The organism is Actinoplanes sp. ATCC 53533 (assembly GCF_003947245.1).
Window position 1 is genome coordinate 1 of the sequence record NZ_QHHV01000208.1, and the last position, 10673, is coordinate 10673.

The 10673-nt window shown below is 71.5% G+C and carries 11 protein-coding genes and 1 pseudogene; 3 read left to right on the forward strand and 9 right to left on the reverse strand.

What is annotated here, in order from left to right:
• From DMB66_RS47485 to DMB66_RS47495, 3 genes and pseudogenes are all read right to left on the reverse strand, one after another.
• A pseudogene (locus DMB66_RS47485) lies at nucleotides 1-302 on the reverse strand (cation acetate symporter); the annotation flags it as partial.
• Nucleotides 302-691, reverse strand: coding sequence for a DUF485 domain-containing protein (locus DMB66_RS47490; RefSeq protein WP_125810695.1), 390 nt, complete (start codon nucleotides 689-691; stop codon nucleotides 302-304). The pseudogene DMB66_RS47485 and the gene DMB66_RS47490, both read right to left, overlap by 1 nt.
• A gap of 109 nt (nucleotides 692-800) precedes the next feature.
• On the reverse strand, nucleotides 801-1340 hold the full coding sequence (locus tag DMB66_RS47495) for a flavin reductase family protein (protein ID WP_125810696.1): 540 nt from the start codon (nucleotides 1338-1340) through the stop codon (nucleotides 801-803).
• A 161-nt stretch (nucleotides 1341-1501) separates the two neighbouring features.
• On the opposite strand from DMB66_RS47495, the gene trpS reads away from it, so the two are divergent.
• Entirely contained in the window at nucleotides 1502-2536 is a 1035-nt protein-coding gene (gene trpS, locus DMB66_RS47500; RefSeq protein ID WP_125810697.1) for a tryptophan--tRNA ligase, read from the forward strand.
• A gap of 1 nt (nucleotide 2537) precedes the next feature.
• Here trpS and DMB66_RS47505 read toward each other — a convergent pair whose 3' ends face one another.
• The 6 genes from DMB66_RS47505 to DMB66_RS47530 all read right to left on the reverse strand — a co-directional run bounded on the left by DMB66_RS47505 (nucleotide 2538) and on the right by DMB66_RS47530 (nucleotide 9134).
• Nucleotides 2538-4136: an ABC transporter permease gene (locus DMB66_RS47505; RefSeq protein WP_125810698.1), complete on the reverse strand. Its 1599-nt coding sequence runs from the start codon at nucleotides 4134-4136 to the stop codon at nucleotides 2538-2540.
• Nucleotides 4127-4903, reverse strand: coding sequence for an ABC transporter ATP-binding protein (locus DMB66_RS47510; protein ID WP_125810699.1), 777 nt, complete (start codon nucleotides 4901-4903; stop codon nucleotides 4127-4129). Before DMB66_RS47510 ends, DMB66_RS47505 begins: the two co-directional genes overlap by 10 nt.
• Before the next feature lie 64 nt (nucleotides 4904-4967).
• Nucleotides 4968-5603: a hypothetical protein gene (locus DMB66_RS47515; protein WP_125810700.1), complete on the reverse strand. Its 636-nt coding sequence runs from the start codon at nucleotides 5601-5603 to the stop codon at nucleotides 4968-4970.
• Between the two features lie 109 nt (nucleotides 5604-5712).
• Complete coding sequence (locus DMB66_RS47520) at nucleotides 5713-7350, reverse strand: cation acetate symporter (RefSeq protein WP_125810701.1); 1638 nt, start codon at nucleotides 7348-7350, stop codon at nucleotides 5713-5715.
• Nucleotides 7347-7742, reverse strand: coding sequence for a DUF485 domain-containing protein (locus tag DMB66_RS47525; RefSeq protein WP_125810702.1), 396 nt, complete (start codon nucleotides 7740-7742; stop codon nucleotides 7347-7349). The genes DMB66_RS47520 and DMB66_RS47525 overlap by 4 nt, the downstream gene beginning before the upstream one ends.
• A gap of 93 nt (nucleotides 7743-7835) precedes the next feature.
• Nucleotides 7836-9134 (reverse strand): DUF4153 domain-containing protein, encoded by a 1299-nt coding sequence (locus tag DMB66_RS47530; protein ID WP_233625346.1) that lies wholly within the window; start codon nucleotides 9132-9134, stop codon nucleotides 7836-7838.
• 135 nt (nucleotides 9135-9269) lie between these two features.
• Between DMB66_RS47530 and DMB66_RS64705 the strand changes: the two genes are divergently transcribed.
• Nucleotides 9270-9545 carry a hypothetical protein gene (locus tag DMB66_RS64705; RefSeq protein ID WP_233625347.1) on the forward strand — a complete coding sequence of 92 codons (276 nt, stop codon included), beginning with the start codon at nucleotides 9270-9272 and terminating at the stop codon, nucleotides 9543-9545.
• A gap of 836 nt (nucleotides 9546-10381) precedes the next feature.
• Nucleotides 10382-10673 (forward strand): hypothetical protein (locus tag DMB66_RS47535; RefSeq protein WP_199753048.1); only part of this gene is annotated, 292 nt, incomplete at its 3' end.

Sequence of the window (10673 nt, forward strand, 5' to 3'; positions counted from 1 at the left end):
ACCAGCCAGGCGACCAGGAAGCCGATCGAGTACAGGAAGCCGTCGTAGCCGTACAGGGCGATGAGGCCGGCGATGCCCAGGAACGAGGCCGCCGACATGTAGTCGCCGCCGATCGCCATGCCGTTCTGGAAGCCGGAGAAGGACCGGCCACCGGCGTAGTAGTCGGTCGCCGTCTTGGTCTGCCGGCTCGCCCAGATGGTGATGCCCAGGGTGATCGCGACGAAGACGAGGAACAGCGTGATGGTCAGCGAGCGGCTCGATGCGCCGTCGGCGTCGGCCGCGAGGTAAAGGTGCGGTTCCATTACTTGGCTACCTCCGGACCCGTCTCGGTGGCTTCGTCGGTTCGGGCCGCGGCGCCGCGGGCAGCGGCACCGGCCGTCAGTTCGTCACGGATCTTGTCGGCGATCGGGTCGATCTGCTTGGCCGCGAACCGGGAGTAGTACCAGGCGATCAGGAACGTCGAGACGAACTGCAGCAGACCGAGCAGTAGCGCGACGTTGATGTTCCCGATGAGCTTCACGGACATGAAGCCCCGGGCGTACGCCGAGAGCAGGACATAGAGCGCGTACCAGAGGAAGAACGCGACGGTCATGGGAAAGACGAAGTTGCGCAGCCTGCGGCGCAACTGGGCGAACTCATCGGATGCCTGGACCTCGAGGTACTTCTCGGTCGGCGTGGCTTCGGTCGTCAACGTGGCTCACCACCTTCGTGGGGGCGGGTCTTTTCCGCACCGTACGAAGCAGTGGTGGCCGTCACTGGCCGCCGGTCGACAGGTGCGCCGAGCGGCACCCCTGTTGCGCTTACCGGTCGAGGCCCCGATACCGGCCACGGAAGTGGAGCAAAGGGACACCCCCGGCGTCATCGAGCTGAATCGCCTCGATCGTGGCCTCGACGAGCAGGCCCCAGCCGTACGGCCGGTGGTCGTCGAGCCGGCAGCCGGCCCACGTGCCCGCGCCGGCCGGCACCCGGCCGTATTCCGTCTCGGTCCAGCCGTCGCCGGCGAAGAGGCCGCCGGGGGCGGGCATCAGGCCCGCGAACCGGTCGGCGAGCTGCTGATCCCCCGGCCCCAGCGGGGTGACGGCGAAGCGCCCGGCCACCGAGACGGCGTCCCAGAACTCGCTCTCCTCGTCGACGAGCCCGAGCACGCGGCCGGGACTGCCGTCGGCGACGAGCATGGAGGAGACGGTCAGGCCGGCGGGCCCGGGCGCGGTCCAGAGCGTGACGGGCGCGGCCAGCCGCCCCCGCAGCCGGCGGACGGCGGATTTGTCCTGCTCCGGGGTGGCGAAAGGGTCGCTGGAGTGGATCTGCGCGCCGGGCTCGACAGGTTTCACGGGAAACATTGTGCCGTCCGGCCGGTACTATTCGAGCTGTGAACACCGCGTGCCCGCAGAACTGGCGCTCGTCCTAGCGACGGCCGCCACTTCCGCACGCGCGGGCCGTCCCCATCGGACGGCCCGTTCTGTGTTTCCCGGGGCGTCCGCCGACCCCGAAGGAGACAGAAATGACTACCCAGATCACCCGGTCGCTCGGTATCGAGGACCGCATCGCCGCCCGGCCCGGCGACTTCCGCGTGCTGACCGGCGACCGTCCCACCGGCCCGCTGCACCTCGGCCACTACTTCGGCACCTTGCGCAACAGGGTCCGGCTCCAGCGCAGCGGCGTCGAACTGATCGTGGTCGTGGCCGACTATCAGGTCCTGACCGACCGCGACGTCGCCGAACGGCTGGGCCCGACCGTGGACGGGCTGATCCTCGACTACCTCGCCGCGGGGCTCGATCCGGCCCGGGCCACGATCTTCACGCACAGCGCCGTGCCCGCGCTCAACCAGCTCGTCCTGCCGTTCCTCAGCCTGGTCAGCGTGCCGGAACTGCAGCGCAACCCGACGGTCAAGGACGAGATCGCGCACTCGCGGCAGGGCTCCGTCAGCGGGCTGATGTTCACCTACCCGGTGCATCAGGCCGCCGACATCCTGTTCTGCAAGGGCAACCTGGTGCCGGTCGGGCAGGACCAGTTGCCGCACGTCGAGGTCACCCGGATGGTGGCCCGGCGCTTCAACGAGCGCTACGGCCCGGTCTTCCCGGTGCCGGAGGCGTTGCTCGGCGCCGCGCCGCTGCTGCTGGGCACCGACGGGACGAAGATGAGCAAGAGCCGCGGCAATGCGATCGCGCTCGCCGCGACGGCCGACGAGACCGCCCGGCTGATCAGGAGCGCCAAGACCGACGCCGACCGGCACATCAGCTACGACCCCGACACCCGGCCGGGGGTGTCCGGGCTCGTGCACCTCGCCGCGCTCTGCCTCGACCGGGATCCGCACGAGGTCGCCGCCGGGTTGGGCGACGCCGGTGCCGCCGCGCTGAAGCGGACCGTCACCGAGGCGGTCAACGAGTTCCTGGCGCCGATGCGGGCGCGGCGGACCGCGTACGCGCGGGAACCGGGCCTGGTGCGGGAGGTGCTGCGCGCGGGCAACGCGCGGGCCAACGCCCTCGCGGAGCAGACCCTTACCGAGGTACGGGAGGCGATGGGCACCCGCTACTGACTCACTGACGAGTGGTGATCGTCGCCAGCAGCTCGGGCATCCGCCTGTCCAGCATCGGGCCGGCCAGCCGGAGCCCGAGCAGCAGGGCGCCGGCGCCGTAGAGCAGGCCGAGCGGGAGGCCGATCCACAGCCAGACGTCGTGCGCCAGGAAGGCGACGAGCTGCATCGGCACGGTGAGCAGGGCCGCACCGAGCATGGCGGCGAAGGTCAGCAGGCCCTTGGCCATGCCGCCACCGGAGGACAGGGCGAACGGGTTGGCCGTGTCGGGCAGGGCGTAGGCCATCCGGACCGAGATCGGCAGGACCAGGGCCAGGCCCACGCCGTACGCCGCGGCCAGCATGCCGACCAGCGCCGGGATCGTCTCCGGCCGGCCCACGGCGAGACCGACGACGACCGCGATCACGAGCAGGGTCGGTACGACGTACACGGAGAAGCCGGCGACCCGCGAGGTCAGCTCGAGCCGACCCGGGACGCCGGCCACGACGTTGGCCGCGTAGGCGCTGCCCTCGAAGCCGAACTGATTCGCCAGGCTCACCGCCGCCAGCGCGCCGACGAAGATGAGCATGCCGGTCGGAGCGCCGGCGGATCCGCTGCTCACGCCGATGAAGACCGGCAGGAAGACCCCCACCACGCTGAACGTGATCAGGCTGGCCCGGCGCCGCGTCTCGCGCCACCAGTACCGCATCTCGCGGGCAGTCAGCGCGCCGAACCGGGTGCGCGGCAGCCATCCCGGCACCAGCTGGGCGACCGGCTCGCGCGCCGACTCCGCTCGATCCCTGCGGCCGGAGCGGCCGACGGCGCCGAGCATCGCGCGCTCCAGCGTCGCGGACCACCACCACAGCAACAGGCCGATCGTCGCCAGGACCAGGACGAGCTTCACCGGTACGGCCCAGAGCCGCCCCGCCGCGACATCCAGACCCACGCTGTACGGCGCCCCGAGCGGCGTCCACGCGATGACGTCGGCCACCCGGGCCAGGCCGTTCCAGTCGGCGTTCTCCGCGCCGGCGAGCGCGGCCAGTTGCAGCGGACCGAGCAGCGCGGCGACGCAGGCCAGCAGCACCGTCGCCAGATCGCGGGCCCGGCGCGACCGCAACGCCGTGGCGAAGGCGCTGGTCAGCGACCGGCTGATCGCCGCGCAGAGCAGGATGCCGGTCACCACGCCGACGAACGCGACGATCGCCGCGCCCGGCCCGCCGAGCCGCGCCGCCGAATCGACCATGCCCAGCGTCCCGCCGAACGTCGCGACCGCCGGGACGCCGGCCAGCGACGCGACGAACAGGCCACGGATCAGCGTGCGCCGGGGCAGCGGCAGCAATGCGAAGCGCGCCGGGTCGAGCGACTCGTCGACGCCGAAGAAGACCAGCGGCAGGAACAGCCAGCCGAGCACGAGGAGCCCGCCGGCCAGCGGCAGCGCCACCTCGGCGGCCCGCTGCTCGCCGAGCAGGCCGGGCAGGCTGAACATGGCGTAGCCACCGACCGCCGCGCCGGTCGCGAGCACCGCGCCGAGCACGAACAGCACGACCCGCCAGGTCTGGCCCCGCAGGCCGTTCGCGGTGATGCGCAGCTTCAGCTTGACGAAATGCCGGACGCCTACAGCCACGCGAGTTCCGACCCGGTAGCCGTCCGGCCGCCGACGACCTCGACGAAGACGTCCTCCAGCGACCGCTCGCCACGGACCTCGGCGAGCGTGCCGCGCAGCCGGATCGTGCCGCCGGCGAGGATCGCCACGTGGCTGCACAGCCGCTCGACCACCGCCATCACGTGGCTGGAGAAGACGACCGTGCCGCCGCCGGCGACGTAGCGCCGCAGGATGTCGCGGATCAGCGCCGCCGACACCGGGTCGACCGCCTCGAACGGCTCGTCCAGCACCAGCAGCCGAGGCGCGTGCAGCATGGCGCAGGCCAGGCCGATCTTCTTCTTCATGCCCGCGGAGTAGTCGACGACCAGGGTGCGGTTGTCCGCACCGAGGGCCAGCACGTCCAGCAACTCGGCGGCGCGCTGATCGACGACGTCGGCGTCCATCCCACGCAACAGCCCGTGGTACGCCAGCAACTCGGTGCCGGTGAGCCGGTCGAAGAGGCGGATGCCGTCCGGCAGCACCCCGATCCGGGCCTTGGCGGCGGCGGGGTCGGCCCACACGTCGTGGGAGAGGATGCGGGCCTGGCCGGCGTCGGGCCGCAGCAGGCCGACGGCCATGGACAGGGTCGTGGTCTTGCCGGCGCCGTTCGGGCCGAGCAGACCGAAGAACGAGCCGGCGGGCACATCCAGGTCGATGCCGGCGACCGCCACTCCGGTGTCGAACCGCTTGACGAGACCACGCAGCGCGAGCGCCGGATCCGGGCTCAGGCGCTGCTGGGGAATCGTCATGTCCCGAACTTAACGGTTGGTAAGGGACCCGGCCACTGTCGTACCTGTTCGGGTCGCCTTCGTATCAGCCCACGCGTTCGATCACGGCGCGCCGGATGAGGAACTTGCCCGCCTCGCGGACCTCCTCGAAGGCCGCGTTGTTGAGCAGGACGCAACTGCCCGACGGCGTCGCGACCTTGACGGTGATGCTCTTGTTGTTGTCGAGGTTGGTCACCTTGAGCGTGGTGCCGATCGGGAACGTGCCGCTGGCGGCCGCGGGTGCGCCGCCCTCGCCGGACAGGGTCACGGTCGAGCCCTTGCAGACGACCTCGCCGCCAGGCGCGTTTCCAGCGGCCTTCGTGGGTGCTGCTTTGGTGGGCGCTGCCTTGGTGGGCGCTGCTTTGGTGGGCGCCTTTGTCGGGGCCTTGGTCGGCGCCGCCTGGGCATTCCCGGTGCAGCCGGCGGTGGCCCGGCGCTGGTTGATCAGGTCGACCACGGCCTGGCGGTTGGCGATCCGGGCGTCGGAGAGGGCGTCCGGGGCGGACCGCTGAGCGGCGATGAAGTCGAGGTTGTTGCGCAGCGCGGTGTCCAGGCCGGCGCAGTTCTCGCCCGCGCTGCTCATGCCGGTGCTCACCGCGAACGCGCCGCCGGCCAGCGCTGCTGCGGCGGCGCCGATCAGCAGCTTCCGGGCCCGCCCGCTCATCCTGGTCCTGCGGTTCATGGAGTGCTCCTTCGCGTTCATCCGGCTGCTTCGTCGCAGCATTGATAGCTACGGGATGGAGGCCGCGAAGAGTTCAGGAAAGTTTCTTAAATATCGTTAAGGTCCGTTCTCACAGCCGCAGTGACTCCGGGGCGTGCAGGCGGAGCATGGTGGCCCCGATGTCCCGCGGCACCCGGCGTTTGGTGAGCAACGAGCCGGCCACCATGACCAGGAAGGCCAGCGGCACGGTCCAGGCCGCGGGCTGCTCGATGACCTGCGCGGGCCAGCCGGACAGCGGCGGGCCGAGCACCGTGATCAGCACCGAGGCCATCGCGGCGCCGCCGCCGGCCAGGATCCCGGCCACCGCGCCGACGTCGGTGAGCCCGCGCCACCAGATGCCGAGCACGAGCAGCGGGCAGAAACTGGACGCGGCCACGGCGAAAGCCAGCCCGACAACCCGGGACACGTCCATGTTGGCGACGTAGACGGACAGCGCCATCGGCACGATCGCGGCGAGCACCGTGGCGAGCCGGAAGTCGCGCACCGAGCCGCCCCGATCGGCATGCATGATGTCGGTGAACACCACCCCGGCGACGCTGGTGAGTAGGCCGGACGCGGTGGACATGAACGCGGCCAGGGCGCCGGCGGTGACCAGAGCGCCCAGGAACCGGCCCAGGTGGCCGCCGCCGAGGGCCGCTTCTGGTAAGAGCAGGACCACCGCGTCGGTGCGTCCGGTCATCAGCAGTTGCGGGGTGTAGATGCGGCCGAGGACGCCGTACAGGGTGGGCAGCAGGTAGAAGAGGCCGACCAGGGCGAGCACCACCAGGGTCGTGCGCCGGGCCGAGGCGCCGTCGGGATTGGTGTAGAAGCGCACCAGCACGTGCGGCAGGCCCATCGTGCCCAGGAACGTGGCGAGGATCAGCGAATACGTCGCGAAGAGTGTCGTGTCGCCGCCCGGCAGCAGCCAGTCCGCGCCGCGGCGGTCGTCCACGCTGCTGACGTCGGGCACGGTCGCCCCGGCCGGGAACGTCTGCTGCTCGCCCTCGGCCACCCGGGTCTGCGTGCCGTCGGGCAGGGTGAGCGTCGCCGCCTCGGAGAACGTGACGGTGGTGGTGGCCGCGAAGGCCGGCCCGGCCGGGGGCGTCGCCGCCGGGCGGCCGTCCGACTGCCACTGCATGACCAGAAAGAGCACGGGTACGGCCAGCGCGGTCAGCTTCAGCCAGTACTGGAACGCCTGCACGAAGGTGATCGCCCGCATCCCGCCGAGGGCGACGTTGGCGGTGACGATGAGGCCGACCAACAGCGCACCCCACTCGTACCGACCGCCGGTGACCGTGGTGAACGTCAGTCCCGCTCCCTGCAACTGCGGCACGAGATAGAGGCAGCAAATGAAGACGACGAAGACCGTGGCGAGCCGGCGCAACAGCGGGGAACGGAGGCGGACCTCGCAGAAGTCGGGCAGGGTGAACGCGCCCGAGCGGCGGAGCGGGGCGGCGACGAAGAGCAGCAGGGCGAGGTAGCCGGCCGCGAAGCCGACCGGATACCAGAGCACGTCGATGCCGTACCGCAGCACCAGGCCGGCGATGCCGAGGAAGGAGGCCGCGGACAGATACTCGCCGCTGATCGCGGCGGCGTTCCACGTGGGGCTGACCGAGCGCGAGGCGACCAGGAAGTCGGAGGTGGTCCGGGCGAAGCGCAGCCCGTACGCGCCGATCCCGACCGTGATGAGCACGACCAGGACCAGCCCCGGAACGACGTACGGGTTCACCCTTCCGGCCTGTTGATCACGGAGGTGAAGTCCTGCTCGTTGCGCTCGGCCCAGCGCACGTACGCCCAGCCGACGCCGACCAGGAAGGGGAACGAGAGCAGGCCGAGCAGCAGCCAGGGCAGGTTGACGCCGAGCAGCTTGGCCCGGCCCACCGCGGGCGCCACGGCGAAGAGCAGCGGCAGCGCGCCGAGCCCGGCCATGACCACGAGCGAGAGCCGCAGCGCCAACGCCAACTGGGCCCGCATCAACCCCTTGACCAGGGCCTCACCGACCGGGGTCTGCTCGGCGAGGTCCGCCCGGGCGGGATCGGTGGCCGGCCGGCGCGCGGCAGCCTCGCCCAGGACGACGCGGGTGCGCCGAACCTTGGCATCTTGCGTAGCGTCGCCGTCCATGCCCGGCAGTCTGGCCGCCGCTCCGCCAATGTCAAGGCAGGGCCATGGCGCGGCGTGCCCGGCCGGTCAGGTTTCCACCGACCGGGCACGGGCTCAGTAGAGGTCGTAGTAGCCCGGGCAGTTCGCGTTGTCGTGCGGCGGATCGTGCACCAGGAGATCGCGGGCCTGGTAGCGGCCGAGGTTCCAGCCGCGCCAGTCGTCCTGGTTCTCCTCCAGGTCGGTGGCGAGCGGTGCCAGCGCGCAGTCGCGGTCCTTGCCGGTCAGCCTGTCCAGGGCGGGAACCGCGTCCGCCGACAGGTCCGACAGGTATGCCGTGTCGATGCGGCCGGTCTGCTCGAAGCGGGTGACGTTGTGGTCGGCGATCAGCCTGTCCGGGTTGGCGACCGAGAGACCGATCAGCGCCAGCACCGCCGCCGCGACCACGGCGCGCGGCAGCCAGAGCCCGGTGAGGCGGATGCCCGCGACCAGGATGAGCAGGAAGACCAGGCCCAGCCACAGTTCGCAGATGACGACCAGCAGGCGCAGCCGGGTCAGGCCGTAGGTGTCGGCGTACAGGTCCATGCGGTGGGTGGCCGAGGCGACGACCACCAGGGTCAGCACGGCGAGGGAGCCGAGGATGCCACGGATCAGCATCCGGTCGGTCTTCGTCTCGCGCGGCGCCCACCGGGCCGCCCCGGCGAGCACCACCAGCGTCAGCCCGGTGACGATCAGAAGCTGCCAGAAGCCGCCGCGGGCGTACTCCGCGTAGGTGAGGCCGTCGGTGTCCAGGACGTGCTTCGACCCTCCGAACAGGACGGTCAGCTGCACGGCCACGAACAGGGCGAACAGCAGCACCAGCAACATCAGCGGCACGGCCCACTCGAGCCGGGCCACCCGCCGCTTGCCGGGCCGCTCCAGCCCGCTCAGATCCGGCGGGGCGGCCCGCAGGTACGCGGAACTGCCGAGCGCGAACGCCGCGACGACGAAGACGAAGATCCAGCGAGCCACCGTGCCGCCGTCGATGTCGGGCACGGCCTTGCCGACCAGGTCGGCGAACGCGGCATCGGCGGAGGCGAACAGGGAGCCGAAGACGAAGAGCAGCGCCACCGAGACGGCGACCGTGGCGGAGATCCGCATGCCCTTGCCGCCCCCGCCCCCGCCCCGGCGAGCCGCGGTGATGCCCCGCTTGATCCAGGGCAGCGACCGGAAGCCCGCGGCGGGAGTCATGAGCACGGCGATGATCATCGCCCGCAACGACCGCCCACCGGCGACGGCCAGCGCCCCGGTCACGACCGCTGTGCACAGGCAGAGGAAGAAGAGCCAGCCGGCCGCCCGGAACGTGCCCACCCCGAGCAGCACGATCGTGGCGCCCGTCCAGAAGAAGCGGGCCTTGGCCGGGCCGGCGGACTCCACCGAACAAGCGGCGCCGGCGCCGTCAGCGCAGCCGTCAGCGTCGGTGCCGTTGTCGTTGACGGATTCGCCGTCCCCGCTGGCGCCGTCGTGGGTTGGGTCGTCGTTGACGGATTCGCCGTCCCCGCCGGTGCCGTCATGGGCTGGGTTGTCGTTGACGGTGTCGTTGTCGACAGCGCCTGGTCCGGCACGACCCGGGCCACGATCAGCGCCGCGACTCCCGCGAGCGCGGTGACGAGCCAGCCGAGGCCGCCCCGGTCGAGCGGAACGCTGAGCGCGGCCACCACGGCGGCGACCAGCAGCGCGATGATGGTCGCCCGCGACGCCGGCCGGATCGGCCCGGGCCAGCGGCTCCCGAACACGGACGGGTCGGCCCATGGACCGTGCAACGGCGCTTGCACGGCGACCGGCTGAGCTCCGGGAAGGGCTTGCTGCGGCCCACCACCGGGACGGGTCTGCTGGCCGGCCGGCCCTGGATGCGGCCGGCTGTCCGGCGCGGTCGCCAGGGCGGTCCGGCTCCCCGAGCCGCCTGCGTGGCCGGCGAGCTGCGCGGCCGGGTCCGGCGGCCGGTGCTCGGGTGCGGCCGCCCGCGCCGCCGGGACCTGCGGCATCGCGGGTGCCGTCGGATCGGGTCGTCCGCCGGCGGTCGCGGTCGTGGGCTGGCCACCCGGCTGCGGTTGCGCTCCGGTGCCGGGGGGCGAGGTCGACGGTTGATCAGCCTGGCTGGACACGGTCGGGGAAACCGAATGCGACTGAGGCGCAGAGCTCGGAGTGTCCGCGGGATCCGGTTGATCGACCGTCCGGGCCGTTTCGGCTTGGCCGCCGGCTTGGGGCGGCTTTCCGCCGGGGCTCTTCTCGGGGGGTGTGGATGGGGCGTTCGTGGGCATGACGGGCTCCTTCATCAGCAGTCCGTAAGGCGGGAACCCCGGTCGTTCAGCTTCAGGGCCGGGAGATACGCCGCCATCTGGCGGGACGTTCCTGGTATTCGATGTATTCCTTTGACCACCGCGAGCATTGCTCCGCCACAGGATCCGGCGAAGTACGCCGGTGACGACAGGCGCCCGCCCCGCAGGTAGCGGTATAGGTGCGGGTCGTGTCCTGGCGCGGGTTGCGGGTCGGGGTCGCCCCGGCCGCATTCGACGTCGGCGGGTGCATGAGCAGGTGCAGGTGGTAGACGACGCTGCGGTCCCTGCGCACGTCCAGGTGCGGTGCCCATCGTGGCGACGTAGGAACAATGATATGATGGTTGGGTGCAGTTGGTCGTGCAGGTCAAGCTCCTGCCGACACCTGACCAGGGGTCGTCGCTGGAAGCAACCCTGCGTGCCTGCAACGCCGCCGCCTCCGAGGTCGCCGTGGTGGCCCGCAACACGGGCGTCTACCGCAACTACCACCTTCGCAAACACGTCTACCAGGCCATCAAGACCGACCACGGCCTGGGCGCCCAAGCCGCCCAGCACGTGATCAAGAAGGTCTGCGACGCCTACAAGTCTCTGAAGGCGAACATCCGCGCCGGGAATCTCGGCAAGCCCGGCTCGAAACGCC

Coding starts and splice junctions, on each gene's coding strand:
- DMB66_RS47495 (WP_125810696.1), bottom strand. CDS start 1,340: ATGTTTCCCGTGAAACCTGTCGAGCCCGGCGCGCAGATCCACTCCAGC.
- trpS (WP_125810697.1), top strand. CDS start 1,502: ATGACTACCCAGATCACCCGGTCGCTCGGTATCGAGGACCGCATCGCC.
- DMB66_RS47510 (WP_125810699.1), bottom strand. CDS start 4,903: ATGACGATTCCCCAGCAGCGCCTGAGCCCGGATCCGGCGCTCGCGCTG.
- DMB66_RS47515 (WP_125810700.1), bottom strand. CDS start 5,603: ATGAACCGCAGGACCAGGATGAGCGGGCGGGCCCGGAAGCTGCTGATC.
- DMB66_RS47525 (WP_125810702.1), bottom strand. CDS start 7,742: ATGGACGGCGACGCTACGCAAGATGCCAAGGTTCGGCGCACCCGCGTC.
- DMB66_RS64705 (WP_233625347.1), top strand. CDS start 9,270: ATGGGCTGGGTTGTCGTTGACGGTGTCGTTGTCGACAGCGCCTGGTCC.